The organism is Methylobacterium sp. J-067, assembly GCF_022829465.1.
Taxonomy (GTDB): domain Bacteria; phylum Pseudomonadota; class Alphaproteobacteria; order Rhizobiales; family Beijerinckiaceae; genus Methylobacterium; species Methylobacterium litchii.
Genome location: NZ_JAKSXZ010000110.1, coordinates 157,706 through 184,446, shown reverse-complemented (window position 1 = coordinate 184,446; position 26,741 = coordinate 157,706). Strand labels below are relative to the sequence as shown.

Annotated in this window: 25 protein-coding genes; 12 read left to right on the top strand and 13 right to left on the bottom strand. The window is 68.5% G+C overall.

The window, feature by feature from the left end; all coding sequences use genetic code 11:
• Window positions 1–171: 171 nt before the first annotated feature.
• Window positions 172–1,437, bottom strand: a complete 1,266-nt coding sequence (locus tag MKK52_RS15960; RefSeq protein ID WP_243955458.1) for an Hsp70 family protein — start codon at window positions 1,435–1,437, stop codon at window positions 172–174.
• A 134-nt stretch (window positions 1,438–1,571) separates the two neighbouring features.
• Between MKK52_RS15960 and MKK52_RS15955 the strand changes: the two genes are divergently transcribed.
• Complete coding sequence (locus tag MKK52_RS15955; RefSeq protein WP_243955455.1) at window positions 1,572–3,062, top strand: ATP-binding protein; 1,491 nt, start codon at window positions 1,572–1,574, stop codon at window positions 3,060–3,062.
• A gap of 7 nt (window positions 3,063–3,069) precedes the next feature.
• Here MKK52_RS15955 and MKK52_RS15950 read toward each other — a convergent pair whose 3' ends face one another.
• Entirely contained in the window at window positions 3,070–3,495 is a 426-nt protein-coding gene (locus MKK52_RS15950; protein WP_243955453.1) for a flagellar assembly protein FliX, read from the bottom strand.
• Between the two features lie 221 nt (window positions 3,496–3,716).
• On the opposite strand from MKK52_RS15950, the gene MKK52_RS15945 reads away from it, so the two are divergent.
• From MKK52_RS15945 to MKK52_RS15935, 3 genes are read left to right on the top strand one after another with little or no spacing between them, the layout of a single operon-like run.
• Window positions 3,717–4,847, top strand: a complete 1,131-nt coding sequence (locus tag MKK52_RS15945) for a flagellar basal body P-ring protein FlgI (protein ID WP_409564683.1) — start codon at window positions 3,717–3,719, stop codon at window positions 4,845–4,847.
• 12 nt (window positions 4,848–4,859) lie between these two features.
• Window positions 4,860–5,216 carry a rod-binding protein gene (locus tag MKK52_RS15940; RefSeq protein WP_243955452.1) on the top strand — a complete coding sequence of 119 codons (357 nt, stop codon included), beginning with the start codon at window positions 4,860–4,862 and terminating at the stop codon, window positions 5,214–5,216.
• Window positions 5,203–5,676 carry a hypothetical protein gene (locus tag MKK52_RS15935; RefSeq protein ID WP_243955450.1) on the top strand — a complete coding sequence of 158 codons (474 nt, stop codon included), beginning with the start codon at window positions 5,203–5,205 and terminating at the stop codon, window positions 5,674–5,676. The genes MKK52_RS15940 and MKK52_RS15935 overlap by 14 nt, the downstream gene beginning before the upstream one ends.
• 4 nt (window positions 5,677–5,680) lie before the next feature.
• Here MKK52_RS15935 and MKK52_RS15930 read toward each other — a convergent pair whose 3' ends face one another.
• The 5 genes from MKK52_RS15930 to MKK52_RS15910 form a co-directional block, all read right to left on the bottom strand.
• A complete protein-coding gene (locus MKK52_RS15930; RefSeq protein ID WP_243955448.1) occupies window positions 5,681–5,995 on the bottom strand; it encodes a hypothetical protein in 315 nt (104 codons plus the stop codon).
• Window positions 5,995–6,255 carry a hypothetical protein gene (locus tag MKK52_RS15925; protein WP_243955446.1) on the bottom strand — a complete coding sequence of 87 codons (261 nt, stop codon included), beginning with the start codon at window positions 6,253–6,255 and terminating at the stop codon, window positions 5,995–5,997. Before MKK52_RS15925 ends, MKK52_RS15930 begins: the two co-directional genes overlap by 1 nt.
• 158 nt (window positions 6,256–6,413) lie before the next feature.
• The gene (locus MKK52_RS15920; RefSeq protein ID WP_243955444.1) at window positions 6,414–7,985 is read right to left on the bottom strand and encodes a flagellin; all 1,572 of its coding nucleotides are present in this window, start codon (window positions 7,983–7,985) and stop codon (window positions 6,414–6,416) included.
• Window positions 7,985–9,853, bottom strand: coding sequence for a flagellar hook-associated protein FlgK (gene flgK / locus MKK52_RS15915; protein WP_243955442.1), 1,869 nt, complete (start codon window positions 9,851–9,853; stop codon window positions 7,985–7,987). The genes MKK52_RS15920 and flgK overlap by 1 nt, the downstream gene beginning before the upstream one ends.
• Window positions 9,854–9,891: 38 nt before the next feature.
• Window positions 9,892–11,277: a flagellar hook protein FlgE gene (locus MKK52_RS15910; protein WP_243955440.1), complete on the bottom strand. Its 1,386-nt coding sequence runs from the start codon at window positions 11,275–11,277 to the stop codon at window positions 9,892–9,894.
• A 298-nt stretch (window positions 11,278–11,575) separates the two neighbouring features.
• On the opposite strand from MKK52_RS15910, the gene MKK52_RS15905 reads away from it, so the two are divergent.
• Together MKK52_RS15905 and MKK52_RS15900 are read left to right on the top strand one after the other, a co-directional pair.
• Window positions 11,576–12,043, top strand: coding sequence for a BLUF domain-containing protein (locus tag MKK52_RS15905; RefSeq protein ID WP_243955439.1), 468 nt, complete (start codon window positions 11,576–11,578; stop codon window positions 12,041–12,043).
• Window positions 12,044–12,049: 6 nt separating this feature from the next.
• On the top strand, window positions 12,050–12,511 hold the full coding sequence (locus MKK52_RS15900; RefSeq protein ID WP_243955438.1) for a response regulator: 462 nt from the start codon (window positions 12,050–12,052) through the stop codon (window positions 12,509–12,511).
• Window positions 12,512–12,524: 13 nt separating this feature from the next.
• Here the strand turns inward: MKK52_RS15900 and MKK52_RS15895 are convergent, their stop codons facing one another.
• A complete protein-coding gene (locus tag MKK52_RS15895; RefSeq protein WP_243955437.1) occupies window positions 12,525–14,138 on the bottom strand; it encodes a peptide chain release factor 3 in 1,614 nt (537 codons plus the stop codon).
• Between the two features lie 177 nt (window positions 14,139–14,315).
• Here MKK52_RS15895 and MKK52_RS15890 point away from each other — a divergent pair, with 177 nt between their 5' ends.
• A complete protein-coding gene (locus MKK52_RS15890; RefSeq protein ID WP_243955436.1) occupies window positions 14,316–15,827 on the top strand; it encodes a DUF1800 domain-containing protein in 1,512 nt (503 codons plus the stop codon).
• Entirely contained in the window at window positions 15,824–16,996 is a 1,173-nt protein-coding gene (locus MKK52_RS15885; RefSeq protein ID WP_243955435.1) for a DUF1501 domain-containing protein, read from the top strand. The genes MKK52_RS15890 and MKK52_RS15885 overlap by 4 nt, the downstream gene beginning before the upstream one ends.
• Before the next feature lie 7 nt (window positions 16,997–17,003).
• Here the strand turns inward: MKK52_RS15885 and MKK52_RS15880 are convergent, their stop codons facing one another.
• Entirely contained in the window at window positions 17,004–18,050 is a 1,047-nt protein-coding gene (locus tag MKK52_RS15880) for a threonine aldolase family protein (protein ID WP_243955434.1), read from the bottom strand.
• Between the two features lie 250 nt (window positions 18,051–18,300).
• Between MKK52_RS15880 and rpsU the strand changes: the two genes are divergently transcribed.
• The gene (gene rpsU, locus MKK52_RS15875) at window positions 18,301–18,627 is read left to right on the top strand and encodes a 30S ribosomal protein S21 (RefSeq protein WP_243955433.1); all 327 of its coding nucleotides are present in this window, start codon (window positions 18,301–18,303) and stop codon (window positions 18,625–18,627) included.
• A gap of 103 nt (window positions 18,628–18,730) precedes the next feature.
• Here the strand turns inward: rpsU and MKK52_RS15870 are convergent, their stop codons facing one another.
• Window positions 18,731–19,126, bottom strand: coding sequence for a response regulator (locus MKK52_RS15870; RefSeq protein WP_243955432.1), 396 nt, complete (start codon window positions 19,124–19,126; stop codon window positions 18,731–18,733).
• A 324-nt stretch (window positions 19,127–19,450) separates the two neighbouring features.
• Here MKK52_RS15870 and MKK52_RS15865 point away from each other — a divergent pair, with 324 nt between their 5' ends.
• Both MKK52_RS15865 and MKK52_RS15860 read left to right on the top strand, forming a co-directional pair.
• Entirely contained in the window at window positions 19,451–20,248 is a 798-nt protein-coding gene (locus MKK52_RS15865) for a class II glutamine amidotransferase (RefSeq protein WP_243955867.1), read from the top strand.
• Window positions 20,249–20,365: 117 nt separating this feature from the next.
• Window positions 20,366–21,799 (top strand): NAD-dependent succinate-semialdehyde dehydrogenase, encoded by a 1,434-nt coding sequence (locus tag MKK52_RS15860; protein WP_243955431.1) that lies wholly within the window; start codon window positions 20,366–20,368, stop codon window positions 21,797–21,799.
• Window positions 21,800–21,806: 7 nt separating this feature from the next.
• Here MKK52_RS15860 and MKK52_RS15855 read toward each other — a convergent pair whose 3' ends face one another.
• Together MKK52_RS15855 and MKK52_RS15850 are read right to left on the bottom strand one after the other, a co-directional pair.
• A complete protein-coding gene (locus MKK52_RS15855; protein ID WP_243955430.1) occupies window positions 21,807–22,013 on the bottom strand; it encodes a SlyX family protein in 207 nt (68 codons plus the stop codon).
• A gap of 32 nt (window positions 22,014–22,045) precedes the next feature.
• A complete protein-coding gene (locus MKK52_RS15850) occupies window positions 22,046–23,200 on the bottom strand; it encodes a sensor domain-containing diguanylate cyclase (protein ID WP_243955429.1) in 1,155 nt (384 codons plus the stop codon).
• A gap of 165 nt (window positions 23,201–23,365) precedes the next feature.
• Between MKK52_RS15850 and MKK52_RS15845 the strand changes: the two genes are divergently transcribed.
• Window positions 23,366–25,993 (top strand): MGH1-like glycoside hydrolase domain-containing protein, encoded by a 2,628-nt coding sequence (locus tag MKK52_RS15845; protein WP_409564682.1) that lies wholly within the window; start codon window positions 23,366–23,368, stop codon window positions 25,991–25,993.
• On the opposite strand, the gene MKK52_RS15840 is transcribed toward MKK52_RS15845, so the two are convergent.
• Entirely contained in the window at window positions 25,980–26,417 is a 438-nt protein-coding gene (locus tag MKK52_RS15840; protein ID WP_243955427.1) for a MucR family transcriptional regulator, read from the bottom strand. The genes MKK52_RS15845 and MKK52_RS15840 overlap by 14 nt on opposite strands.
• Window positions 26,418–26,741 lie beyond the last annotated feature (324 nt).

The window sequence follows — 26,741 nt, the reverse complement described above, 5'->3', positions numbered from 1 at the left end:
TAATCACAAATCGTTGATCAAGGACTAATACAATCTAAGGATCGAGGGTGAGTCGGCGAATTTACGGCAGGTCTTCCGTCACTGTGACGATAATGGTTTATGTCGCGACGTTTCCCGCGAAGGGGCGATGCCTTTGAGCGTCGCCGACAACTGAATTGCCTGCAATACAGTTCAGGCGTCGGCGCGGGAGCGCCCGGCGAGGGTTTCGGCCGCGATGGTGAGGCCGAGGCCCACCGACCCGAACGTGTCACCGGCCACGATCCGCGCCTCCGGCAGGCAGGCGGCCAGGGCGGCGCGCAGATGCGGCAGCCCCGTCGAGCCGCCGGTGAGAAACAGCGCGTCGATCCGCTCGGCCGGCAAATTCGCCTGTCGCAGGCACGTGCCGATTCGCGCGGCGACGGCGCGGGCGAGCCCGTCCGTCTGCGTGGCGAGGCCGCTCCGGTCGAGGGAGGCCGAGAGGCCGCGCTCGATGGGCCCGAGGTCGATGGCGGCATCGCCGGTCTCGGAGGCCGCGATCTTGGCGGCTTCGACCGTCCCGGCGAGGGCGTGGCCGCGCTCCTCCTCAACTGCCGTGCGCAGGCGCCCGACGAGGTCGGGCCGGGCGCAGTTGCGGAGTACGTCGTCGATCTCGCGCAAGGTGCGCCCGTCATACAGGCGGTTGATCGCCGACCAGGTGGCGAGGTCGTGGTAATAGGCCCCCGGCACGTCGAGGTCGCCGCGCTTCATCGGGCTGCCGAAGCCGAGCAGCGGCATCACCGTCGCGAGGCTGAGCTGTCGGTCGAAATCGGTGCCGCCGATCCGCACACCGTCGTTGGCGAGGATGTCCGCCGCCCGGTCGGCCTGACGCCGCCGCTCGGGGGAGAGCCGCACGATGGAGAAGTCCGAGGTGCCGCCGCCGATATCGGCGATGAGCGCGATCTCTTCCCGCTCCACCTGCCGCTCGTAGTCGAGGGCGGCGGCGATGGGCTCGTACTGGAACGCGATGTCGCGGAAGCCGACCTCGCGGGCGATCTCCCGCAGGACGTTCTCGGCGCGGCGGTCGCCCTCCGGGTCGCCGTCCACGAAATGGACGGGGCGCCCGTGGACCACCGCGTCGAAGGTCGTGCCGGCCTGCTCCTCGGCGCGGGCCTTCACGATGGCGATGTAGCGGGCGATGACGTCCCGCAGACGCAGCCGCTCGCGGCCGACCGGCGTCGCCTCCTCGATGAGCGGCGTGCCGAGCACCGATTTTAGCCCGCGCATCAGCCGGCCGGGCTTGCCCGCGACATAGGCGGCCGTCGCCGCGCGGCCGATCAGCGGATCCCGACGCGGCTCGAAGAAGATCGCGCTCGGCACCGTCACATGGCTCCCCTCCAGCGGCAGGAGGGCCGGGCCGCCGTGCGCACGGTGGCCGAGGGTCGTGTTCGACGTGCCGAAGTCGAGGCCGCAGGCCGCCATCGGGGGAATCCGATCGTTCGTGTGGGGTGGGGCGTGGCGATTACCCGGCCCTGTGCCGCCGGTCCAGGCGCGAAGCCGTGGACAGGCGCATGGCGGACCCGCCTCTCGGGCACAAGGCGTGGTAAAGGGGCGGCATGCGCTGCGACATCGATCTCGGACTGACGGGCGACCGCCCGGCTCTCCTCGACCTGACCGAACTGCTCGCCACGCGCCTTCTGGTGCAGGGCAATTCCGGCTCCGGGAAGTCGCACCTGCTGCGCCGGCTGCTCGAACAGAGCGCGGGCTACGTCCAGCAGGCCATCATCGACCCGGAGGGCGATTTCGCGAGCCTCGCGGAGCGCTACGGCCATGTCGTGGTGGAGGCCGATGGCGACGACGCCGCGCTTCAGCGCGTGGCGGCGCGGGTCCGCGTCCACCGGGTGTCCGTGGTGCTGACCCTCGACAACCTCGACGCGGACGGCCAGATGCGCGCCGCCGCCGCCTTCCTCGGCGGGCTGTTCGATGCCGACCGGGAGCATTGGTACCCGGTGCTGGTAGCGGTGGACGAGGCGCAGCTCTTCGCCCCGGCGGCGGCCGGCGAGGTCTCGGACGAGGCGCGCCGCCTGTCGCTCGGCGCCATGACGAACCTGATGTGTCGCGGGCGCAAGCGCGGGCTGGCGGGGGTGATCGCCACTCAGCGCCTCGCCAAGCTCGCCAAGAACGTCGCGGCGGAAGCCTCGAACTTCCTGATGGGCCGCACCTTCCTCGACATCGACATGGCGCGCGCCGCCGACCTCCTCGGCATGGAGCGGCGGCAGGCCGAGACCTTTCGCGATCTCCCGCGCGGCCAGTTCGTGGGGCTGGGGCCCGCCCTGTCTCGCCGCCCGATGACCATCGCGGTGGGGGCGACGGAGACGGTGAGCCGCGCCGCCGCGCCGGGCCTGCTTCCGCTGCCCAGCGACATCGAGGACGCCCGCGCCCTGATCCTGACGCCGGAGCCCCGCGGCGAGGCGCCGCCTGTGCGCCGCCAGCCCAAGCCCGCCCCGGTGCAGGACGTGCTGTCGCAACTCGCCTCCTACCGTCCGCCGGCTCCCTCCGAGGAGCCGGAGGGAGACGCCCTCGATCCGGCCGAGCGCGACGCGATCATCGCCGAGGTGATGCACTCAGTCATCACCGATGCGGATGCGGGCACCTGCACGCCCGCGACCCTCTACCAGGACTTCACCGTCCGCTGCCGCATCCGCCGAATCCGGGGCGAGGCCCTGTCGCTGCCCGAGTTCAAGCGCCGCCTCGCCGTGGCGCGGGCCGAGGGCGGGAGCGAGGTGAGCGACGGCTCGGGCTGGGAGAAGGCGCAAGAGATCGCCGCCGGCCTGCCCGACGACCTCGCCGGGCTGTTCCTCGTGGTTGCCCGCGCGGCCATCGAGGGCGCGCCCTGCCCCACCGATGCAGCGCTAGCGGAGGCCTACGGCACCAGTTCGGGCGGGCGGGCGCGGCGGATGCTCGCCTTCCTCGAAGAGCGCGGCGCCATCGTCACCCGCCGCGACCTGCGCGGCGCGCCGATCATCGCCGTGCCCGATCTCGGCGCGGAAACCGCCCCCGGCGCCCCGCAACCGGCGGCCGGCGGTCTGCGGCGGCGGTTGGGGTAGCGCGGCCTCACATCCCCCGCTGCATCTCCAGCTTCGCCAGTTCCACAGCCGTGCGAAGCTCGATTTCGGCCATTAGGCCGTCGAGGCGCGGATCGCCGGAAGAGCCGGCGCGTTCGGCGAGGCGGGAGGCCACGGCGCGCAGCTCGCCCGCGCCCACCCGGCCGCCGAGGATCGCCGCCTTGAGGCGGTCGAGCCCGTCGAGGAGGTCGTGGCCCCGGCGGGCGGCGCGGCGGCGGCGTTCCTGGGGAGTGTCGGTTTCGGTCTGAAGCAGGAGGACGGCGTCGAGCCCGGCGAGCGTCGCGGGGCCGGCGGGGGCCGAAGTGTGGGAGGGCGCGTCCGGCGTGGCGTCGAGGCTGAAGCCCCGCACCCCGTCGCGTCGCCCGGCCGAGACGCCGACGGTCGTCCGGATCGGCTGGCGGGAATCGACGCGCATCATCTCGTACGGTGCCGGAAGGGGTGAGCCGACACTCGGCCCGGCAGGGTTAAGCGGCAGTAAACGGGGCGGCAGAACCTGCCGGGTCGGCAAGAACCGGCCCGGCCACACCCAGGCGGCCCAACACGGAAACGGTGCGGAAACAGCGACTTACGGGTTTGGCCCGGTTGGCACGGCGCTGGCGTTATCGGAACAGGCCCCGCCACCTCACCGAACCCGGCATGCAATTCCGTCTTCCGACGACCCGCCTGATCCCGGTCCTCGCCGCAGCGCTCGTGACGCTGATGGCCTTTGCCGTGCCGGCCCTCGCTCTGTCGCGGGTCAAGGACCTCGCCTCCATCGAAGGCGTGCGCCAGAACCAGCTCGTCGGCTACGGCATCGTCGTCGGTCTCAACGGCACTGGCGACACCCTGAACAACATCCCTTTCACCAAGCAGTCGTTGCAAGCGATGCTGGAACGGCTCGGCGTGAACACGCGTGGCGCCACGATGCGCACGCAGAACCTCGCGGCGGTGATGGTGACGGCGAACCTCCCGCCCTTCGCCGCCCAGGGCACGCGGATCGACGTGACCGTGTCCTCGCTGGGCGACGCGAAATCCCTCCAGGGCGGCACGCTCCTCGTGACGCCATTGCTTGGCGCCGACGGCGAGGTCTACGCCCTGGCGCAGGGGTCCATCGCCATCGCCGGCTTCTCGGCCGAGGGCGACGCAGCCAAGATCACCCGCGGCGTGCCGACCAACGGGCGCATCTCGAACGGCGCGAACATCGAGCGCGAGATCGCGTTCAAGCTGAGCGACGCGCGCAACCTGCGCCTGTCCCTGCGCAACCCGGATTTCACCACCTCGAAGCGGATCGCCTCCGCGATCAACGATTTCATGGGCGCCGACACCGCCGAGCCCACCGACCCGGCCACCGTCACGATCCAGATCCCCGGCAAGTATCACGGCAACATGATGCGGCTCATCACCGAGGTGGAGCAGCTGAAGGTCGAGCCGGATCAGGCCGCCCGCGTGGTGGTGGACGAGCGCTCCGGCATCATCGTGATGGGCCGCGACGTGCGGGTCTCCACGGTGGCCATCGCGCAGGGCAACTTGACGGTCACGATCACCGAGCAGCCGCAGGTGAGCCAGCCCGCGCCGTTCTCGAACGGCCAGACGGCGGTGGTGCCGCGCACGGGGGTGAAGGTCGATACCGGCGACGGCAACAAGCTCGCCCTGGTGAAGGAGGGCGTCAGCCTGCGCGACCTTGTGGACGGGCTCAATGCCCTGGGCGTCGGCCCGCGCGACCTGATCTCGATCCTGCAGGCAATCAAGTCGGCGGGCGCGCTTCAGGCCGATATCGAACTCATGTGAGGGGGAGAGACCATGATCCAGCTAGCCAGCATCGCGGCGAGCGCCGCCATCGGGGTCGCGAAGTCCATCGCGGGAAGCGTCGCCGAAAACACCGCTTCGACGAATGTCAGCCCGGGCAGCGCGACGAAGGTCAAGAAGACCGCCACCGACTTCGAGAAGATGTTCCTCGAGAACAGCCTCGACCGCATGACCCAATCCGACGGCACGGACGGGCCGCTGGGCGAGAACGGCACGGGCGGCGGGGTGTACCGGTCGATGCTCACGAAAGAATACGCCAACAAGATCGTGCAGAGTGGCGGCGTGGGCATCGCCGATTCGGTGTTCCGCGAGATGATGAAGATGCAGGGGGCGACCAATGCCGGCGCCTGAACCGTTGCGGCTGGTGGACCGGGCCGGCGCCGAGGCGCTGGTCGCGGGCATCCTCGCGAACATGAACGCCCTGAAGTCCGTGCTGGACGAGGAGGCGGCCCATATCCGCGCCGGTCGCCTGAAGGCCGGCGTCGTGGCCGCCGAGCCAAAGACGGAACTCGCCGCCGCCTACATGCAGGGGCTGGAGGCGGCCAAGGCGAACGCCGTGGCGATGGCGCGGCTCTATCCGCAGGGCGTCACCAGCCTGCGCGAGGCGCACAAGACCTTCACCACCGCCGTCGAGGCGAACCAGGCCGTGCTCGCCACGGCCCGGACGGTCTGCGAAGGGCTGATCCGCTCGCTGGCGGACGACATCGCCAAGTCGCGGGCGCCCGCCGGCTACGGGGCCGCGCGGACGGCACCCTCCCCCTACGGACGCGGCTCGCGCAGCGGCCCGCTGGTGGTGTCGCGCTCGCTCTGACGGTTCAGCGTCGGCCGTTGCCGACGCGGACATAGGTGCGGACCTCGCCGAAATCGGTGTCCGCCCTGTTGTCGATGGCGATGCGGCCGGCCACGACCGGCCGCGTGGCAGTCCCGCCCGTGCCGGTCCGACCATCGACGCCCGCCGCGACCCGGCCCGATAGGCGGGTGCAATTCGGAGCGCCCGGCATCCGCACGAAGCCCGGACGGCCGGGGCAGGCCTCCATGGTCGGCGCGATCTTCGCCAGATCGAGGTCGAGGGCGTTGGCGCCCGCGCTACCGACGAGCAGGGAGGCGAGAGCCAGCAACGCCCGGCGCATCAGGCTGCGAGCCCGACGAGGTCGCGGTGGAGCGAGTCGAGGTAGCCTTCGATCTCGGTGATGAACCCGTCGAGGCGCGGCTCCCGGCGGCGCAGCCGGGCGAGGTCGCGAAAGAGCGCGTCGAGGGCCAGCGACCGTTCCGCCCTGTTCGCGAAGCCGGCGACATGCGTGTCGACGACCTCCTCCGCAAGCACGATGGCCCCGATGGCGTTGGCGGCCCCGAGACGGCGGATCTCTTCGACAGGCTCGCGAGACGTCATCCGACACCCGATCACTAGCGGTCTTATCCGGCTTTCCGCCGATGGAGAGGCTGGTTCGGCGCGGTCACGCCACGCGCGAACCGTCCGATGCCGTCAGACACGCCTCAAAAACGGCGACAGTGTGAAGTTTCACCGTCGTCCGGCGATCCCGTGATGCGTTACGAGATGTAATTGACCAATGACAACTTCGAGAGCGAGGCCGTGATCTGGTAGCTTGCCTGCAAGCGTGTCTGCAGATCGAGCAGCTTCGTGGCCACCTCTTCGGTCGAGGCCTGCTCGATGCCGTCCACCGTGTCCTGCAGGGTGCTCTGCTGGGCGGCGTTGGCGGTCTTGGCGTTCGACATCCGCGCCGAGGCGAGGCTGAAGTCGGTGACCATGTCCTGAACGCTGTCGCCGGTGGCGTTGGCCGCGAGCAGCGGCGTCGCCTGGGCGACCACGGCCTGATAGGCCTCCGCGTTGCTCGCCGTGCTGCCGGTCGGCATGCCCAGGGCAACCGTGGCGAGGCCCGCGAGCACGTTCTGAATCGGCGTCTCGTTCGCCCGCGCGCCGAGCTGAACTGTGGCACTGGAGCCGATCTGGAAGGATTGCGACGCGCGGGCGGTGGCGTCGGTGCCGCTCTCGCCCTGGTACCAGACCACGGATTGCTTCACCGCCGTCGCGGGCGTGGTGGTCGGGTAGGCGTAGGTCGGCCCGCCCGTGGTCGGATCCGTGTAGACCCGCCGGGGCGTCGTGCCGGCATCGCTGGAGGCAGCGAAGAAGTTTGTGGAGGCGCGCGCCGTGGCGCTGGCCGAGAGCGTCGTCGTGGCGGCGTTGCCGATGGCGCTGGCGAGGGCGGCCTTCAGGTTCGAGGCGGTGGCGTCGGTGTTCGCCCCGATGGCGAAGGTGTTCGCCCCCGACGTCGTGGCCGAGGACGTCGCGGTCAGGGTGATCGAGGTGGTCGATTTGTCCGGCAGGGTGAGCGTCACCGTCACCGTGTCGCCGGAGGCGGGCTGGTTCGCCACCGTCAGCGAGGAGGTGCCGGCCGTCGCATTCTGCGCGAAGGTGATCGAGGCGGTGTTGCTCGCCACGGCGCCGCCGACGGAGAAGCCGAAGGGTCCGTTCGGTGCCGCTAAGCGTGAGCTGGCGCCCTCCGTCAGCGAGACGACGCTGCCCGTCACGCTCGAGGCGAGCCGGCCATCCTGGTTCGGGCCGAGATCGGCGGCGACCTGCTCTTTGACGATGGTCGAGAGGCCATCGACCGTCCCGTTGGCGTTGCTCGTCCCGTAGAGGATCGTGCTGGCATCGAGCACCGGCGGGGTGGACCCATTCTTGCCGCCGAACAGGTAGACGCTGCCATCCGACTGGTTGAGGGCATCGAGCGCGGCGTTGAGGTTGTTGAGGGCGGTCGATTTGGCCGCCTGCGTATCGGTCGAGGTGCTTTGCAGGCCGTTCTGAAGGGTCGTGTTGGTGTCGGCCGCCACCGTCGCGACCTGCGTGAGGCTGGCCGTGCCGAGCTTGGCGCGGGTCTGCGCGGTGTCGATGACGGCGCTGTAGCCATTAAGGGCGCTGATCGACGCCTGCGCCGAGAGCGCGGCGGTGCGTCCGCTGCCGAGGCCGCCGTAGCTCTGCGCGGTAAGGCCGCTGCTCAACTGGTTCGTGAGGTCGCTCAGCTGCGACTTCAGCGTGAGGAGCTGAGAAGTGTTGCGGCTGGCGATGTAGCTGCCGGCCGCGAAAGGCGCGATGGTTGTCATCAGATCTGCAGCAGCTGGTTGAGCATGTCGCGGGCGGCCGTGAGCACACGAGCGTTCGCGCCATAGGCCGTCTGAAGGGCGATGAGGTTCGACATCTCGGAGTCGATGTTCACCCCGGCGGAGGCGGAGAAGCGGCTCTGCGCGGTGGAGAGCGCCACCTGCTGGGTGCTGTCGAGGGACGTGGCCGCGCTGGCGGCGGCGCCCTGCGCGGAGATGATGTCCTGCGCGAATTGCGACACGGACGACGAGTAGGGCGCGGTGACGCCGCCGATCCCGCTTGCGGAGGAAAAGGTCTGCGGCGTCACGGTCAGCGATGTGAACAGCGCCTGCGCACGCGTCCCGGAGGCGGTCAGGTCGCTGGCACCGGACGCCGTCAGGTAGGCGGAATTGTTGGTGAGGTTCGTGTTCACCGCGATCCGCTGGGCGAACCCGGTGATCTGCGCGCTGGAATCGACGCTGCCGGTGTAGAGGGCGCTCGCGCCGTCGGTGAATAGGGCGATCTGCGGGTAGCCGGTGGCGAAGTCCGAAACGCCTTTCGGCTGGGTGATGCTGGCGGTCGCGCCGCCGACCGTCGTGTTGGCGCCGCCGGCGAGGCTCACGGTCGTGCCGGTGACGCTCGCCGTGATCGACGGGACGTTCTTGTAGCCGGCCTTCGTCGCATCCGCGCTCATGGCGGAGAGGGCGGCATTGATCGAGGTCTGGAGGTCGGTGCCCGACGAGATATCGAAGGTCCGCGCGAAGCTCGTGGCGTCGGTCGTCAGCGACGGATCGACGGCCTTGCTGGCGCCGTTGGCGGCCACGAGCGTCACGTTGCGCACGCTGCCATCCGTGAAGGTCACGGGGATCGTCAGCGTGTTGCCGGCCTGGATGCCCGACAGGTTGACCTGGGCCGGGTTCGTCGTGGACGTGACGGTCTTGTTGGTGAGCGAGGTCGCCATGCCGGCGGCGAGGTCATCCAGCTGGCGCTGCGCCTGCGGCAGGGTCGTGTCGCGCAGTTCGAGCCCGGCGGCGAGCGAGCCCGAGCGCAGGGCGCCGGGGGCGCCGAGATCGATCTGACCGCCGCCGGGCGTCGTGGCGGTGATGGTGCCGACCGTGCGCTTCGACGAATCCGTCGAGTAGCTGGACGACGCGTTCAGAGTGCCGTGCCCGTCGAAACTGAGGGTCGCGGCGTTGCCGCGGTCCACGAGCGTCACGCCCGACCCGGTGAGCACGGTCACAGTGCCGTCGCGCTGATCGACCGTGTTGAGGTCCATGTAGCTCGACAGGCTGTTGATCGACTGATCGCGCTGGTCCTGAAGGTCGGCCTTGGACGAGGCGTCGGTGGTGTTCTGGATCTTGGAGTTCAGCGCCGCGATGTTCTTCAGCAGCGAACTCGCCATCGCCGTGTCGGTGCCGAGCTGCGCCTCGATGCCGGTGCGGAGATCCTGCACCGTGGAGGCGGCGCTGTTGATCTGGCTCGCCAGGGTCGTGGCGTTGCTGAGCACGGTGCTGCGGGCGGCGGCCGAGGTCGGACTCGCGGAGAGTTCCTGTAGCGATTGGGTGAAGGTGTTGAACACGCCGTCGAGGGCGCTCGACGTGCCCGGCGTGCCGTAGAGCTTGTCGAGCTGGCTCGTGATGCTGGAGCGGGTGGCCGTGTAGGCCGCCCCGGCCGTCTCGGAGCGCAGCTGCTTCAGGGCAGCAGCGTCGAAGCTGCGCGTCACCGCGCCGGAGGCCACGCCGGTATTGCCCGGCGCCGTCGACACGGTGTCGATGGTCCGGCGGACGTAGCCGGCCGTGCCAGCGTTGGCGACGTTCTGCGAGACGACGCTGATCGCCGCCTGGGTCGCCTTGAGGCCCGCCGTAGCGGTCCAGAGCGCGTCCATGCCCACGGGCGTGGCCCTTTCCTACGAGACGAGAGTGTGTCCGATCACCGGATCACGTTCAGGAGGTCGCTCATCATCGTCTGCGCGGTCGACATGACCCGCGTGTTCGCAGAGTACGCCTGCTGGGTTACGATCATCTTTGAGAATTCCGAAGCAATGTCCGTATTGGATTGTTCGGTGCTCTCCCCGACGATGGTGCTGCCGGAGAGGCCGGCGAGGGGCGAGCCGGAATCCACCGTCTGGAAGTAATGGCCGTTGGTATCGGGCTTCAGGCCGTCCGGGTTCGTGAACCGCGCGAAGCCAACCGAGGCGAGGCCCACCACCGACCCGTTGGAGAAGGTCCCGTTGATCTTGCCGTCAGCGGTGACCGCCACGCTGGACAGCGTGCCGGAGGTGTAGCCGTCCTGCGTCAGGGTGTTGGTGGTCGCGGAGCCGGAGGCGTCGGCGTACTGCGTCAGGCCGGTCTGTCCGTAATTCAGGGAGACGTTGCCGAGGTTGGTGCCGCTAACCGTCAGGTTCGGGATGCTGATGCTGCCGCCCGTCGGGCTGGTGAGCTGCCCGGCCGAGTCGAAGGTGAAGGCCGAGCCGGCATTGGTCCACGCGCTCTTCGAGGCCGAGGCCGTCGTGTCCGATTGGTAATAGAGGTTCCAGACGGACGGCGTCGCCGGGCTCGTGCCGGTGTTGGAATCCTGGACCTTGGCCCAGCGGGTCGTGACCGTGACCGGAGCGCCGGTGGAGGTGTAGCCCGTCACCGCCGGCCCGGCGATGCTGCTGTTGACGAAGTTGGCGGCGTCGCCGCTCGCGATCTGCGTGGCCGTGCCGGTGGAGCTCAGCAGGACCGAGGCCGGATCGGCCGGCGTATAGAGGTCCGAGCCGGAGGTGGTCGAATTCGTCGTGGTCGGCGTCGCCGGCAGATTGGCCGCATAGGAGATCGTCGTCGTCGCCTTGGCCGGCAGGGTCGAGTTCGCGATCTTGATGAGGCCGGTGCTCGTGGCCTGCCCCGTGGCCGGGTCGATGTTCTGGCCGGTCAGGTAATCACCCGCCCCGTTGACGAGGTAGCCGTCCTTGTCCGGCGCGAAGTCGCCGCGGCGGGTAAAGAGCGTCTGGCTGCCGAAGCTCGCCTGCCCGTTGGCGTCGCCGGTCTTCTGCAGCACGGTGAAGAAGCCCTGGCCGTTGATGGCCATGTTCGTCGCCACCTGTGAGGAGACCACGTTCCCCTGGATCGTGTTGGTGAGCTGCGCCTGTGCCAGCACCGTGCCCGCGACCTCACGCTTGGAGGTCTGCTCGGCCATGAGGTCGATGAAGCTGGTGTCGACGCGCTTATAGCCGGTGGTCTGGGAGTTCGCGATGTTCCCGGAAATGTTACTGATCGCGTAGGACTGCGCCTGGAGACCCGACACCGAGGTCTGCAAAGCGGAAAAGATATCCATGGCACATGGTTCCCGGCACGAGGGCCAACGCAACGGCTTCCCGCCGCAACCCCCATGCCAAACCTAAACCATTGTAATAGATCGATCTTTTCCAGAAGCGCCTGGCCAACCCGGCATCCGGCGCCGGGCAGTCGCGGCCGGGCCGGCAAAAATTGCAGGGTCTGGCGTCGATTCTGATCGGGGAGAAGATCGCTTTGTCGCCCGGCGTTTACGGCACGTTATTTCACCTCAGCGATCATCCCGCGAGGTGCCGGCTTCGGGTCGAGTCGCGGCCGGCCGGGGATGCGGACAGCGGGACATGCGGGCCAAGCGGACGAGCCTCGTCCACATCATCTACTTCTCGCGGCTCACCCTGTCGGCCGATCTGGCCAAGCGTTCGGCTCAGATCGACGACATCACCCGTGTCGCGCAGAAGAAGAACGAGTTCGCGGTGATCACGAGCTTCCTGATCATCGAGGCCAACTTCGCCGCGCAGATCGTGGAGGGCGAACGCACTTCGGTGCAGGAAACCTTCGAACGCATAAACGCCGACCAGCGGCACCGGGAGGTGCAGATTTGCGAGTGGCGGGAAATCGCCAAGCGCGAATTCGTCCATTCGTTCAAGTGTGCTCAACGCGGAGCGCCGAACGACACGCTCTTCGCCAAGGCCAACCTGCTGCCCATGTTCCAACGCGGAACGCCCAAACCGTCCGCTATCCAGAGTCTGGCGATGGCGCTCCAGGCCGACGCGATGTCCCGCCAGGGCATCGATCATCTTTTCGTCTGAGGTTCCATGAGCGAGCCCATCGAACACCCGCCGATCCTCGTCGTGGACGACCAGGAGAAGCTGCTGCGCCTCGTGGTGATGTTGCTGTCGCGCATCGGCTTCCCCGATGTGGAAGGCGTGACGAACGGGCCCGAGGCGCTGGAGAAGCTGCGGACCCGCCGATACGCCCTCGTGATCTCCGATCTCGACATGGAGCCGATGGACGGGCTGACGCTGCTACGGGAGATCCGCGGCGACGACAACCTGATGAACACGCCCTTCATCCTGACCGAGTCGTCCTTCGAGTTCGAGGATATCAACCTCGCCCACCAGGCCGGGGCGGACGCGTTCATCCTGAAGCCGTTCGACATCGCCGTCCTCAAGACGAAGCTGAAGAACGTCATCAACCGGAAGCCGCGCAAGCGCGAGGCGCCGATCGCGGCGCAATCGACCCTCTCGCAGGAATTCCCGATGCTCGGGAAATACTAGGCGGCGCGGCCTCTCACTCCGCCCGCTTCTGGTAGTCCTTCACGTCGGTGAAGCGCACGTCCGGGTAGCGCTCTTCTTCATACCGCAACGAGAACGCGGTTGAGGCCATGAAGACCGGCGCCCCGTCGAGGTCGCTGGCCATGGCCGAGCCGTGGCTGTCGATGAACTTGTCGAGCGCGACGTCCGAATCCGACGACACCCACCGGCAGACGGTGAAGCGCGAGGTTTCGTAATCGACGGGCAGGCCGTATTCCGCCTGCAATCGCTCCTTGAGCACATCGAGCTGCAGGGCGCCGACCACGCCGACGATGGCCTGGCTGCCGTCGTAGGGCACGAAGACCTGTACCACGCCCTCCTCGCCCATCTGCTGAAGCGCCTCCTTCAGCTTCTTGGCCTTCATGGCGTCCGTGAGCTTGATCCGGCGCAGGATTTCCGGCGCGAAGCTCGGGACGCCCCGGAACACGATCTCCTCGCCCTCCGTGAGGGTGTCGCCGATGCGCAGCGTCCCGTGGTTCGGGATGCCGACCACATCGCCGGCGAAGGCCTCGTCCGCGATGGCGCGGTCCTGCGCGAAGAAGAACTGCGGGGCCGAGAGCGAGATCGGCTTGCCGGTGCGCACCAGCTTCGCCTTCATCCCCCGGTTCAGCTTGCCCGAGCAGACCCGCATGAAGGCGATGCGGTCCCGGTGGTTCGGGTCCATGTTCGCCTGGATCTTGAACACGAAGCCGGTCATCCGCGCCTCGGTGGGCTCCACCCGGCGCTTGTCGGCATCCTGGCCACGCGGGGCCGGCGCAACCTTGGCGAGGCCGTCGATCAAGTCGCGAACGCCAAAATTGCGCAGCGCCGAGCCGAAGAAGACCGGCGTCAGGTGGCCCTCGCGGAAGGCGTCGAGGTCGAAGGCCTTCAGGCCGCCCTGAGCGAGTTCGACTTCCTCGCGCCACGCGTCGGCGGCGCCGTTCTCGGTCAGAAGCTCATCGAACAGCGCATCGTCGGGCCCCGAAACCGGCACGGTCCCGGCGTCGTCGGCGGCGTCCAGGCGGCGGACCCGGTTCATGCCGAGTTCGTACGTGCCGGAGAAGTTGCGGCCCGAGCCGATGGGCCACGTCACCGGGGCGGCGTCGAGGGCGAGCGTCTTCTCGATCTCGTCCAGCAGGTCGAACGGGTCGCGCGATTCGCGGTCGAGCTTGTTGACGAAGGTGACGATCGGGATGTCGCGCAGGCGGCAGACCTCGAACAGCTTGCGCGTCCGCGCCTCGATGCCCTTGGCGGCGTCGATCACCATCACGGCCGAGTCGACGGCGGTGAGGGTTCGGTAAGTGTCTTCCGAGAAGTCCTCGTGGCCCGGCGTGTCGAGGAGGTTGAAGACGCAATCGCCGTATTCGAACGTCATCACCGAGGTGACGACGGAGATGCCGCGCTCTTTCTCAATGCCCATCCAGTCCGAGCGGGTGGAGACGCGGTTGCGCTTGGCCTTCACCTCGCCCGCGAGCTGGATCGCGCCCCCGAACAGCAGCAGCTTTTCGGTGAGCGTCGTCTTGCCCGCATCCGGGTGGGAGATGATGGCGAAGGTCCGCCGCCGGGCCACCGGATCGGCCGGAGGCGCCTCGGTTCGTGTCTGCATCAACATGGGAAGGTCTTCGTCGCGCGGGTGCGGTTTGCGCCGGGTGTACCCCGAGCGCCGCAACCGGCCAAGGGCGCCCGTCGCGGCTGCAACGCAACGCAAACTTCGCGACACATCGCGGACACTCTCCCGCTTCACCGTCACGGTTGCCGGCAACGACGGGCGTGGAAAGGACCCGAACCGATGATGCGACCCGCCTGGACGTCGATTCTGGCCGGTGCCGCGCTGTGGCTGGCCGCCTCGCCGCTATCGGCCGCGCCCTCGGCAACTGAGGACGCCGCCTTCCTCGACGCCCTCACCTGGGGCGTCTCGCCGACCTCCTTCGGGGAGCTGCGCGCCAAGGGCCGCGAGGCATGGCTGAGGGAGCAGCTTCATCCGCCGGCCGTCTCGCCGCTCCCCGCCGCCGTGCAGAGCGTGGTGAACGAGAGGCCACGGGACGGGCTCTACGAGCACACCCTCTATCTGTTCGCTCTGAGACGGGCCGCCGACGCCGAGCCCGATCCCGAAGCCCGCAAGAGCGCGCACCAGTATCACCAGGCGCTTCTGAATGCCGACGCCCGCCATTCCACCTCCGTCGCGATCCTGCGCGCCCTCTACGCGCCGGACCAGTTGCGCGAGCGTCTGACGTGGTTCTGGTTCAACCGGTTCAACGTGCATCAGGCCAAGGGGCCGGTACGCATCTGGGTCGGCGATTACGTCGACACCGCCATCCGCCCGCACGCGCTGGGCCGCTTCCGCGACCTGTTGGAGGCCACGCTCCGGCACCCGGCGATGCTGCGCTACCTCGACAACACCGACAACGCGGCAGGCCACATCAACGAGAACTACGCCCGCGAGATCATGGAACTGCACACGATGGGCGTCGGCTCCGGCTACACCCAGGCCGATGTCGAGGCCCTGGCGCGGATCCTCACCGGCGTCGGCATCGCCCCCAACCGCGACGAAATCAAAGTGAGGCCGGAGCACCGGGCCGACCTGCTGCGCGAGGGGCTGTTCGTCTTCAACCCAAACCGGCACGATTACGGCGACAAGCTCTTCCTCGGCCATACGATCAAGGGCCGTGGCTTCGGCGAGGTCGAGGAAGCCCTCGACCTGATCGCCCGCTCCCCCGCGACGGCGCGCAACGTCACCCGCGCATTGGCCACCTACTATCTCGGCCATGCCCCCGACGACGCCTTGGCGAGCACGCTCGCGGCGGTCTTCACCCGCACGGACGGCGACATCGCCTCCGTGTTGGACGCCCTGGTCCACAGCTCGCCCTTCGCCGCCACGCGGGACGGCGGATTCAAGGACCCGATGCGCTACGTCCTCTCGGCCCTGCGCATGGCCTATGACGGCCGCGTGATCCTCAACACCGGCCCGGTCATCGGCTGGCTGAACCGCCTCGGCGAGGGTCTGTTCGCCCGCACCACCCCGGATGGCTACCCGATCGATCCGGCGGCCTGGATGGGGCCGGGGCAGATGTCCGCCCGGTTCGAGGTGGCCCGGCAGATCGGCTCCGGCCCGGCGGGCCTGTTCAAGGCTTCCTCCGGCGACGAGCCCGACGCGCCGGCCTTTCCGCTTCTCGCCAACGGCCTGTTCTTCACCACTCTCGAAGCCGGCCTCGGCACGGCGACCCGCGCGGCCCTGGCGCAGGCGATTTCGCCGCAGGACTGGAACACGCTCTACCTCGCCTCACCGGAATTCGCCCGATGAACCGTCGCGATCTCCTCGGCCTCGGCGCCGGCCTCGGCCTCTCCACCGTCGCCGGCCGCGTCTGGGCCGCACCCAAGGCGGACGCCCGGCTTCTCGTCGTGTTCCTGCGTGGCGCCTACGACGCGGCCAACGTCGTGATCCCGACCGGCAGCGACTTCTACTATCGCGTGCGGCCGAACCTCGCCGTCTCGCGGCAGGACGCGCTCGCCCTCGACGGCGATTGGGGCCTTCACCCGGCGCTGCGCGACACGATCATGCCGCTCTACGCCAAGGGACAGGCGGCCTTCGTGCCCTTCGCCGGCACCGACGACCTGACCCGCAGCCATTTCGAAACGCAGGACACGATCGAACTCGGCCAGACGGTCGGCGCCTCGCGAGACTACAATTCCGGTTTCATGGCGAGGCTCGCGACCGAGCTGACCCGCGTGCGGCCCATCGCCTTCACCGAGCAATTGCCGCTGATCTTCCGGGGCGGCGGGGAGCCGGTGCCGAACATGGCCATCACAGGGGTCGGCAAGCCGGGCATCGACGAGAGGCAGGCGAAGCTCATCGCCGCGATGTACCACGACACACCCCTGGCTGGCGCCGTCTCGGAGGGATTCCGCGTCCGGGACGAGGTCTACCAGTCGATCTCGAACCACGCCGAGCAAGCGGATCGCGGCGCGACCTCGCCGCGCGGCTTCGAACTCTCCGCCCGGCGGATTGGCCGCCTGATGCGCGACACGTTCAATCTCGGCTTCGTGGATGTCGGCGGCTGGGACACCCACGTGAACCAGGGCGGGGCCAAGGGTTACCTCGCCGAACGCATGGGCGAACTCGGCCGGGGCATCGCCGGCTTCGTGGAGGAGATCGGGCCGGGCTGGTCCGACACGGTGGTGGTGGTCGTCTCGGAATTCGGCCGCACCTTCCGCGAGAACGGCTCGCGCGGCACCGATCACGGCCACGGCTCGGTCTATTGGGTGCTCGGCGGCGGGGTGCGGGGCGGGCGGATCGCCGGCCCGCAGGTCCGCGCGGACGAGGCCCACCTGTTCCAGAACCGCGACTGGCCAGTGCTGACCGATTACCGCGCGCTGCTCTCGGGCCTGCTCGGGCGCCTCTACGGCCTCGACCAGAACGCCCTGCGACGGATTTTCCCCGGCAACGATCCGGCCAATCTCGCGCTGATCTGAACGGGCGTCAGGCCGCAACCGCAGCGAGCGACCGCAGGTCGGCGATCAGCGCATCGACGCGCTGGTCCTGCGCGTCCCAGCCGAACATGAACCGGGCGCCCCCGCCGATGAAGGTGTAGAAGCGCCAGCCCCGCGCCCGCAGCCCCTCCGCCATGGCCGGCGGCAGGCTGAGGAACACCGCGTTCGCCTCCACCGGGAACAGGGCGCGCACGCCCGGCAGACCCGCCACGGCCTCGGCGAAGCGCGTCGCGCAAGCGTTGCCGTGGGCGCCGTTGCGCAGCCACGCGCCGCTCTCCAGCATTCCGACCCAGGGGGCCGCGAGGAAGCGCATCTTCGAGGCGAGCTGGCCCGCCTGCTTGCAGCGGTAGCCGAAATCCTCCGCGAGCTTGGCGTCGAAGAACACCACCGCCTCGCCGGCATGCATGCCGTTCTTGGTACCGCCGAAGCACAGCACATCGACGCCCGCCCGCCACGTCATGTCGGCGGGGCTGCAGCCGAGGCTGGCGCAGGCGTTGGCGAAGCGCGACCCGTCCATGTGGAGCGCGAGGCCGAGGCGGCGGCACTCCTCCGACAGGGCGCCGATCTCGCGCAGCGAATAGACCTGACCCGTCTCGGTCGGCTGGGTGATCGTCACCACGCGCGGCCGGGGGAAGTGGATGTCGTTGCGGTTGGTGGCGAGCGCGCGGATCGCCTGCGGCGTCAGCTTGCCGCCTTCGGTGCGGACGGTGAGCAGCTTCGAGCCGTTGGAGAAGAATTCCGGCGCGCCGCACTCGTCGGTCTCGACATGGGCCGAGTCGACGCAGATGACGCTGTGGTAGGATTGGCACAGGGCGGCCAAAGCGAGCGCGTTCGCGGCGGTGCCGTTGAAGGCGAAGAACACCTCGCAGGGAGTCTCGAACAGGGTGCGGAAGGCGTCCGCCGCACGGACGGTCCAGGCATCCTCGCCATAGGCCGGGGCGTGGCCGGAATTCGCGGCCTCCATCGCGGCCCAGGCCTCCGGGCAGATGCCGGAGTAGTTGTCGCTGGCGAATTGCTGCGATTGGTCGTGCGTCATGGCCGGAGCATAGCATCTCCCGCCGCACGAAGGCCAAATCGACCTCGCATGTCAGGCGCGAACGCTACGCGCGTGTCTTGGAACTCGGCGGCGCTTGGTGTAGAAGCCCCGCCAAGGCGCGTTCCACGTGCCGATTCGTAGACCGATCCGTGCATCCCTCCCCGGTTCGATCCGGCCGAGGGACTTTGTCGGTTTACGCATCGGCGACTGGTCGCGCGTTCCACAGACTTAGGCCAAAGGATCTTTTCCGTTGCAGGTACTCGTCCGCGATAACAACGTCGACCAGGCGCTCCGCGTCCTCAAGAAGAAGATGCAACGCGAGGGCATCTTCCGCGAGATGAAGCAGCGCAAGGCTTACGAGAAGCCGTCCGTGCGCCGCGCTCGCGAGAAGGCCGAGGCCGTCCGCCGCGCCCGCAAGCAGGCCCGCAAGACCGCGATCCGCGAGGGGCTGATCGCCGCTCCGAAGCCGAAGCCCCGGGTTGCCGGCGCCGGTCGTCGTCCCGGCCTGCCCGCCGCCACGCCGCAGCAGAACAATCAGTTCTCGGCTGCCAACGCCGCTCCCGCCACAGCGGCCTAATTCGGCTCTCCCGCCGTCACGGCGGGATGACCAACCGGACTTGGAAAAGGCCCGGACCGTTCGACGGTCCGGGCCTTTTCCGTTTGGCGGTGAGAAAGCGGCGTCAGGCCGCCTTCTTGGTTTCCATCGTGGCGCGCTCGGCCTGGACGAGCACGTCGAGGGCGCGCCACGGCTTCTGCATGAACACGGCGCCGCGCGGCAGGGCCACGTCCTGCTTGGCGCCGGAGGTGACGATCACCCGCACATCGGGCCAGCGCCGCTCAACCGCCTTGGCAAGGGTGACGCCGTCCATCTTGCCGGGCAGTCGGATGTCGGCGAACAGCAGCGCGACGGTCACGTCGTCCCGCTCCAACACGGAGAGGGCGTCTTCCGCGCTCTCACAGGCGATGACGCCGAGATCGGTTTCCTCAAGGACCGCCGTCGCGAGGTCTCGGATCGCCGCGTCGTCCTCCACCACGAGGGCGACGGGGGCGTGACTCTCGGTGCGTGCGCAGTCCATTGAAGGCTCCTGTCTATGAAGGGGGCAATGCCTCTCGCGGGGGCAACACGCCGAAACCCGCGAGTGATTCCCCGATTCGGCCATGCTGGCCCGCCATGAAGCCGCCTACAAGAGTCGCAGAAGCGTGGCTCATGCCTGCCCAGCGGTCAGCTCGCCGCCCACGCAGGCGTGACGCCTCAAATATGCGCAGGGCGGGGGCGGTTAAGAAACTGTTCACCGAACCGGCGCGACGATTACACTTATATGACGCATCCCGGCGTTCAGGCCGGGTCCGCGTCCGAGCGGATTCCCCGCCATTTCGCGTCTGAGGAACTGGGTCCGATCATGTGCCGCTTCCTCGCCTACAGCGGTGAGCCGGTCTTTCTCTCCGACCTCGTCTGCGCGCCGACGCACTCGCTCGTGCATCAGTCCCTGCACGCCGACGAAGGGAAGACCGAGACCAACGGGGACGGCTTCGGCATCGGCTGGTACGGGGAACGGGCGGAACCGGGCGTCTATCGCGACATCTCGCCCGCGTGGTCCGACGAGAACCTCGTCAACCTCTGCGGGCAGGTTCGGGCGCGCACCTTCTTCGCCCATGTCCGCGCCGCCACCGGCACGGCCACCGCGCGGGCGAACTGCCACCCCTTCGCCCATGGCCGGCACCTGTTCATGCACAACGGCCAGATCGGCGGGTATTGCCGCATCAAGCGCCGCCTCGAAGCGCTGATCCCGGACGAGTTGTACGACAGCCGCCGGGGCAGCACCGATTCCGAGGCGATCTTCCTCCTCGCCCTGGCGAACGGCCTCGCCGAGGATCCGGTCGGGGCCATGGCTCGCACCATTGAGACGATCCGAGGCCTGATGCAGGCGGCCAACGTGACGGAGGCGCTGCGCTTCACCGCTGTGGTGACGGACGGCGAGGCGCTGACCGCCTATCGCTGGGCGTCGGACAACCGGCCGCCGAGCCTCTACTTCCGCGAAGGTCCTTGCGGGCTCGTGGTCGTCTCCGAGCCCATCGACGGGTGCCGCGAGGGCTGGCAGATCGTGCCGAAGGGCGCGACGCTCCAGGCACACCGGGGCAGCCCTGTCGTGGTCACGCCACCGGCCAAGCCGGTCGCCGCCGCCAAGCGCGCCGCCTAAGGGTCACGTCCGAGGCGGGGCTGCGATCTCGTTTTCGGGATTGCCGACCGCCCTCCCCCGTGCCGAAATCCGGCAGGGTGATCGGCCGTCCATCGGCGGCCGTCCGGGGAGCGAGATATGTATCCGAACACCGACCTGCACATTGCCGGGCGCTGGCGCTCCGGCGCGGAGAGCCGGACCCTGCCCGTGCTCAACCCGGCGACGGGTGAGACCATCGGCCAGTGTGCGGTCGCCACGACGGCCGACCTCGACGAGGCCCTGGAAGCCGCCGGCCGCGCCTTCCCGCAATGGCGTTCCGTCGCCCCGTTCGAGCGCTGCAAGCGCATGCGCAGGGCGGCCGATCTCCTGCGCGAGCGCGTCGATGCCATCGCCCGCGTGATGACGATGGAGCAGGGCAAGCCCCTGGCCGAGGCGAAGGTCGAGACCCTGGCCGCCGCCGACATCATCGATTGGTTCGCCGAGGAGGGAAAGCGCGCCTATGGCCGTGTGATCCCTGCCCGCGCCGACGGCGTGCTGCAGGCCGTAGTGAAGGAGCCCGTCGGCCCCGTCGCGTGCTTCACGCCCTGGAACTTCCCGATCAACCAGGCGGTGCGCAAGATCTCGGCGGCGCTCTGCACCGGCTGTACCGTGATCCTGAAGGGGCCGGAGGACACCCCGGCGAGCTGCGCCGAACTGGTCCGCGCCTTCCTCGATGCCGGAATCCCCGGCGACGCCCTGTCCCTCGTCTACGGCGATCCGGGGGAGATCTCAGCCTATCTCATCCCGCACCCCGTCATCCGGAAGATCTCGTTCACCGGCTCGACCGTGGTGGGCAAGAAGCTCGCGGCCCTGGCCGGCGAGCACATGAAGCGTGCGACGATGGAACTCGGCGGGCACGCCCCGGCCATCGTGTTCGGCGATGCCGACGTGGAGAAAGCGGTCTCGGTCCTGGCGCCGTCGAAGTTCCGCAACGCGGGCCAAGTCTGCGTGTCGCCGACGCGCTTCCTCGTCCACGATTCGGTGTTCGACCGGTTCGTGCAGGGCTTCAGCGACTTTGCCAAGGGCGTGAAGGTGGGCGACGGGCTCGACCCCGAGACCAAGATGGGGCCGCTGATCCACAGCCGCCGTCTCGATGCCATCGAATCCCTGACCGCCGACGCCGAGTCGGCCGGGGCCACCCTGCGGACGGGCGGCAAGCGGATCGGTAACCGGGGCAACTTCTTCGAGCCGACGGTCTTCACCGAGGTGCCGCTGTCGTCACGGCTGATGAACGAGGAGCCCTTCGGGCCCGTCGCGATCATCAACCGCTTCTCGGACGACGACGAGGCCTTCGCCGAGGCGAACCGCCTGCCCTACGGCCTCGCCGCCTACGCCTACACCCGCTCGGTGGAGCGGTCGGCGCGGGTGATGAATCAGGTGGAGAGCGGCATGATCTCCATCAACCACCACGGCCTCGCCCTGCCGGAGGTGCCCTTCGGCGGCGTGAAGGATTCCGGCTACGGCAGCGAGGGCGGGCCGGAGGCGCTGGACGCCTACCTCGTGACGAAGTTCGTCACCCAGGCGAACTTCTGACCCGGTATCAGTAATGGGGAGGCGGCGGTTCCGGCCCGCGCTGCGCGGCCCGCGCCGTCGCCTCCTCAACCTGCTCGCGCAGCGCCGACACGAGGCGGGTGAGCCGGTCGATCTGCCGCCACTGGTCGGTGACGATGCGGTTCAAATCCTCGACGGTGGCCTCCTGCTCGGTGAGGCGCATCTCCAGCCGGTCCAGGCGTTCGGTCGATTCCATGGCATCCCTGCGATGGGGCGGCGCGGGGCGCCTTACGCCACGCGCAGGACGTACTCGGCCATCTCGACCCTGTCCCGTCCGCCCTTCTTCGCCACGTAGAGCGCCTCGTCGGCCCGACGCAACAGCCGGTCGAAGTCGCAATCGGGCGTCGCCACGGCAACCCCCACGCTGACGCTGAGGGTGAGGTCGGGCATGTCCGGCAGGGCGACAGCGGCGAAGGTCCGGCGGACCCGCTCCGCCGCGAGCATGGCCGAAGCTGGCGTGGCGCCGATCAGCAGGCAGGCGAATTCCTCGCCCCCGAGCCGGCCGAACATTGTGCGTGTCGGCAACGTCTCCGTCGCCACCGCGCAGAAGCCCACGATCACGGCATCGCCGACCTCATGCCCGAACCGGTCGTTGATCGCCTTGAAGCGGTCGAGGTCGAACAGCAGCAGGGCCGTGCCGGAGCCGGTGGCGAGCAGCCGGTCGGCGGTCTCCACGAAGGCCCGGCGGTTGGCGATGCCGGTCAGCGAATCGGTGCGCGCGGCGACGCTCTGCATCCGCTCTGCGCGCTCCTTCACGAGGCCGATGAAGGTGAAGGCCGAGGCGATGGAGAACAGCATGGCGGCGAGGCACAGCACAGCCACCCAATAGGAAGCGATGGCCGCCTCCGGCCTCGGCAGGGGGGCCAGGAAGGCCGCCGGCACCCGCACGGCGTAGCACACGCCGTAGACGACGAGCAGGCCCACGGCGACGGTGCGCGAGGCCAGGGGCTCCCCTCGCCCGCGCCAGAAATCCCACGCGCCGCCGAAGCAGTAGAGCGCCGCGAACGTGGAGGCGACGGCCACCCGTTGCGCGATCGACCCGTAGAATTCCGGGATGAGGCAGAGCAAGCCCCAGGCAATACCCCCGGCCACCGCCCAAGCGGGATGGCGCCGCCGCCCCTCGAACGAGCCGACGCCCCGCCAGATCAGCCCGTAGGCGCTGATCATGACCACGTTGGAGACGCCGATGGAGATCCAGTTCGGGATGTGACCACGCATCGCCAGCCCGACCGAGGCCAGGGAGCCGATGAAATGGGCGACGCCCCAATACCCCAAGCACGGCGAGTCCGGGTGCTGCCGCCATGATACGAAGAACTGCACGCAGACGAGGAATGTCGTCGCGCAGCTTGCGATCAACAGGGTGGCGGGGTCGAGACCCGGCACAGGCGTCGTCTCCTGGATACGCCGTCCCATGGGCGACGACCAACTATCTCATAAGTAGTTCGAATGGCCAAGCTTAGGTTGCTTGGAACCTGCCATTTCCCGGACGAGGTGTGTCCTCGGCTTGACGGGAGGCGCTCGCCGGTGGAAGCGTCGGGGCTGAAAAGGGTGGACCGCGTGACGCAAATTTTCGAGACGGTGGAAGGACTTCGCCTCGTTGCCGCGCGCTCCGCCCCCGCCTGGCGGGCGTGGGGTCCGTATCTCAGCGACCGCCAATGGGGCACAGTCCGAGAAGACTATAGTGCCGGGGGCGATGCGTGGACGTATTTCCCTCACGATCACGCCCGCTCCCGTGCCTATCGCTGGGGCGAAGACGGTATCGGCGGTTTCGGCGAGCGACATCTGAGGTGGTGTCTGTCCCTCGCACTCTGGAATGGTCGCGATCCGATCCTGAAGGAGCGGCTGTTCGGTTTGACCAACGAGGAAGGCAATCACGGCGAGGACGTCAAGGAACTATATTACTATCTCGACGGCACCCCGACGCATTCCTTCATGCGGATGATCTACAAGTATCCGCAAGCGGAATTTCCCTATTCGCGCCTGCTCGCGGAAAACCGCGCCCGAGGTCTGGATGAGCCGGAATTCGAGCTGCTCGATACCGGCCTGTTCGATGGAGGCCGGTACTTCGATGTCGAGATCGCCTATGCCAAGGCCGCGCCCGACGACATCCTGATGCGCGTCCGCGCCACCAATCGCGGGCCGGACGCAGCGGACCTCACCCTTCTGCCGCAGTTCTGGGCGCGCAACCTATGGTCGTGGCAGCCCGGCATGGAGAAGCCGGCCCTGCGGCGCGACGAGGCCGGCGGGGTCCTCGCGACCCACCCGGAACTGTCGCCGCTGCGCCTGTCTGCGGACGGACCGGACGGGTGGCTGTTCACTGAGAACGAGACCAACCTCCACCGTGTGTTCGGAGTCGGCCCGGCCGAGGGTCTGTTCAAGGACGGGATCGACCGGCACGTCGTCCAGGGCGAGCCCAGCGCCGTAGACGACCGGGCCGGCACGAAATGCGCCGCCCGCTTCTCGTTGCGCCTCGCACCGGGCGAGACGCGGGAGATCCGCCTGCGCCTGCGCCCGGCCGAAGCCGAGGGAGACCCGTTCGCGGATTTCGACGCCCTCTTCGCGACGCGCGAGACGGAGGCGGACGCCTTCTACGCGGCGCTGCAATCCTCGATCACCGATCCCGACCGGCGCCGCGTCCAGCGGCAGGCGCTGGCGGGGATGCTGTGGTCGAAGCAGCTCTACCATTACGATGTGCGCGAGTGGCTGGTCGGCGATCCCGGCCAGCCGGCACCGCCGGCCGAGCGGCGGCACGGGCGCAACCACGATTGGATGCACCTGCGCGCCAACGACATCATCTCGATGCCGGATGCCTGGGAGTATCCCTGGTTCGCCTCCTGGGACCTCGCGCTCCAGTCCCTCGTCTTCGCGATGATCGACCCGGACTTCGCGAAGAATCAGATCCTGCTCCTCGTCGGCGACGCCTACAGCCATCCCAACGCGGCGCTGCCCGCTTACGAATGGGGCTTCGAGGATGCGAACCCGCCGCTCCACGCCCTGGCGGCGTGGCGGGTGTTCGAGATTGACCGGAACCTGACCGGCCAGCCGGACCACGACTTCCTGAAGCGCGTCTTCCACCGCCTGACGCTGAATTTCACGTGGTGGGTGAACCGCAAGGATGCCAACGACCGCAACCTGTTCCAGGGCGGGTTCCTCGGCCTCGACAACATCGGCATCTTCGACCGCTCGAAGCCCCTCGGCGGCGGCGCGACGCTGACCCAATCCGACGCCACCGCCTGGATGGCGATGTATGCCCTCAATCTGATGCGAATCGCCATCGAGCTGGCGCTGGTGGATTCGACCTACGAGGACATGGCGGGGAAGTTCTTCGAGCACTTCCTCCTCATCGCGGCGGCGACGGGCGACGGCGTGTGGGATGAAGCGGACGGCTTCTTCTACGACGTGATCGAGACGCCCGAGGCGCGTCTACCGATTCGCGTGCGGACCATGGTCGGGCTCATCCCGATCCTGGCCGTGGCGGTGCTGCGGGAGGCGGATGTGGAGCGCCTGCCGCGCCTGAGAGAGCGGCTGATCTTCTTCCAGCAGAATCGGCCCGATCTCTGGCGGCTCGTCTCCCACTGGAACGAGCCGGGGGTCGGACGCTCGGCCCTGCTCTCCCTGCTGCGCGGCCACCGGCTGAAGGCGCTACTGCGGCGGATGCTCGATCCGGCCGAGTTCCTGTCGGATCACGGGGTGCGGGCGGTCTCGCGGGCCTATGCGGAGGCACCGTTCTGCTTCCCCTGGGACGGACGCGACCTCGGCCTCGCCTACGAGCCCGCGGAATCACGGTCCCGCCTGTTCGGGGGCAACTCGAATTGGCGCGGTCCCGTCTGGATGCCGGTGAACTTCCTGCTCATCGCGAGCCTGCACCGCTTCTACGACTATTTCGGCCCCGACTTCACGGTCGAGGCGCCGACCGGATCGGGGCGCAAACTCAATCTGCGCGAGATCGCGGACGAGTTGTCCTGCCGGCTAATCGCCCTCTCGGCACGGGGGCCGGACGGGTGTCGGGCGGTCTATGGCGATAGCCACATCGAACAGGAGGATCCCCACTTCCGGGATCACATCCTGTTCTATGAGTACTACCACGGGGATACGGGGCGCGGTGTCGGCGCCTCGCATCAAACCGGCTGGTCGGGCCTCGTGGCGCTGCTGATTCAGCAGGTCACTGAATCGTAGCGGTCGCGCCCTTGCCCGTCTCGACCAGGGAGAGCTTGGCCCGCTGCTGCTGGCCGACGCTGATCTCGCGCGAGATTTCCGAGCGGCGGGCGCTGTAGGTGGCGCAGACCATCGGGTAATCGACCGGCAGGCCCCACTTCGCGCGGTAGGTCTCCGGCGTCAGGCCCCGCAGGGTCAGGTGCCGGCGCAGGGCCTTGTAGGGCTTGCCGTCCTCGAAGCTGGTGATCGCATCCGGGCGGATCGAGGCGGCGACCTGGGCCGGCGACGGGCGCTGGAGGGTCGGCTGCTTCGGTTTGGCGAGGTGATCGATTGCCTGATGGATCTCGGTCAGGAGCTCGGGCAAATTGGTTGCAGGGACACGATTGCGACTGACGTAGGCGGTCAAGATCCGGGTCGCGAGTTCCACGGTCGGCTTATCGGTCATCGTGCGGTCCCTGGTTTTCACCATCGCGCGGCAGGCCTTGTCATGGCCCTGTTCACGCCGGTGCCATGAGCATGCGGGCGTGCTCCGGCTCCCCCCAGGTGGTCCGTCGGCTGCAAAAAACAGCCGACCCGCCAAAGCCGGTGTACACTAGGATACTATACTACTTATGATTGCATTCATTCGTCAACGGCTCCACGACTTGTTTTGAAGCTCTTTTTGAGGCGCGGAGGCCCCTTTTTCATGCATGCATCAACGAAATGGAGCCGGTTACGACAGTTTGAGCCTGTCACCCTTCGCTCTGAAGAACCGCATATGTTTGATTTG

What these genes read in the sequence shown, in the direction of transcription:
- MKK52_RS15960 (WP_243955458.1), bottom strand. Translation starts at nt 1,437, where the DNA reads ATGGCGGCCTGCGGCCTCGACTTCGGCACGTCGAACACGACCCTCGGC.
- MKK52_RS15955 (WP_243955455.1), top strand. Translation starts at nt 1,572, where the DNA reads ATGCGCTGCGACATCGATCTCGGACTGACGGGCGACCGCCCGGCTCTC.
- MKK52_RS15950 (WP_243955453.1), bottom strand. Translation starts at nt 3,495, where the DNA reads ATGCGCGTCGATTCCCGCCAGCCGATCCGGACGACCGTCGGCGTCTCG.
- MKK52_RS15945 (WP_409564683.1), top strand. Translation starts at nt 3,717, where the DNA reads ATGCAATTCCGTCTTCCGACGACCCGCCTGATCCCGGTCCTCGCCGCA.
- MKK52_RS15940 (WP_243955452.1), top strand. Translation starts at nt 4,860, where the DNA reads ATGATCCAGCTAGCCAGCATCGCGGCGAGCGCCGCCATCGGGGTCGCG.
- MKK52_RS15935 (WP_243955450.1), top strand. Translation starts at nt 5,203, where the DNA reads ATGCCGGCGCCTGAACCGTTGCGGCTGGTGGACCGGGCCGGCGCCGAG.
- MKK52_RS15930 (WP_243955448.1), bottom strand. Translation starts at nt 5,995, where the DNA reads ATGCGCCGGGCGTTGCTGGCTCTCGCCTCCCTGCTCGTCGGTAGCGCG.
- MKK52_RS15925 (WP_243955446.1), bottom strand. Translation starts at nt 6,255, where the DNA reads ATGACGTCTCGCGAGCCTGTCGAAGAGATCCGCCGTCTCGGGGCCGCC.
- MKK52_RS15920 (WP_243955444.1), bottom strand. Translation starts at nt 7,985, where the DNA reads ATGACAACCATCGCGCCTTTCGCGGCCGGCAGCTACATCGCCAGCCGC.
- MKK52_RS15910 (WP_243955440.1), bottom strand. Translation starts at nt 11,277, where the DNA reads ATGGATATCTTTTCCGCTTTGCAGACCTCGGTGTCGGGTCTCCAGGCG.
- MKK52_RS15905 (WP_243955439.1), top strand. Translation starts at nt 11,576, where the DNA reads ATGCGGGCCAAGCGGACGAGCCTCGTCCACATCATCTACTTCTCGCGG.
- MKK52_RS15900 (WP_243955438.1), top strand. Translation starts at nt 12,050, where the DNA reads ATGAGCGAGCCCATCGAACACCCGCCGATCCTCGTCGTGGACGACCAG.
- MKK52_RS15895 (WP_243955437.1), bottom strand. Translation starts at nt 14,138, where the DNA reads ATGTTGATGCAGACACGAACCGAGGCGCCTCCGGCCGATCCGGTGGCC.
- MKK52_RS15890 (WP_243955436.1), top strand. Translation starts at nt 14,316, where the DNA reads ATGATGCGACCCGCCTGGACGTCGATTCTGGCCGGTGCCGCGCTGTGG.
- MKK52_RS15885 (WP_243955435.1), top strand. Translation starts at nt 15,824, where the DNA reads ATGAACCGTCGCGATCTCCTCGGCCTCGGCGCCGGCCTCGGCCTCTCC.
- MKK52_RS15880 (WP_243955434.1), bottom strand. Translation starts at nt 18,050, where the DNA reads ATGACGCACGACCAATCGCAGCAATTCGCCAGCGACAACTACTCCGGC.
- MKK52_RS15870 (WP_243955432.1), bottom strand. Translation starts at nt 19,126, where the DNA reads ATGGACTGCGCACGCACCGAGAGTCACGCCCCCGTCGCCCTCGTGGTG.
- MKK52_RS15865 (WP_243955867.1), top strand. Translation starts at nt 19,451, where the DNA reads ATGTGCCGCTTCCTCGCCTACAGCGGTGAGCCGGTCTTTCTCTCCGAC.
- MKK52_RS15860 (WP_243955431.1), top strand. Translation starts at nt 20,366, where the DNA reads ATGTATCCGAACACCGACCTGCACATTGCCGGGCGCTGGCGCTCCGGC.
- MKK52_RS15855 (WP_243955430.1), bottom strand. Translation starts at nt 22,013, where the DNA reads ATGGAATCGACCGAACGCCTGGACCGGCTGGAGATGCGCCTCACCGAG.
- MKK52_RS15840 (WP_243955427.1), bottom strand. Translation starts at nt 26,417, where the DNA reads ATGACCGATAAGCCGACCGTGGAACTCGCGACCCGGATCTTGACCGCC.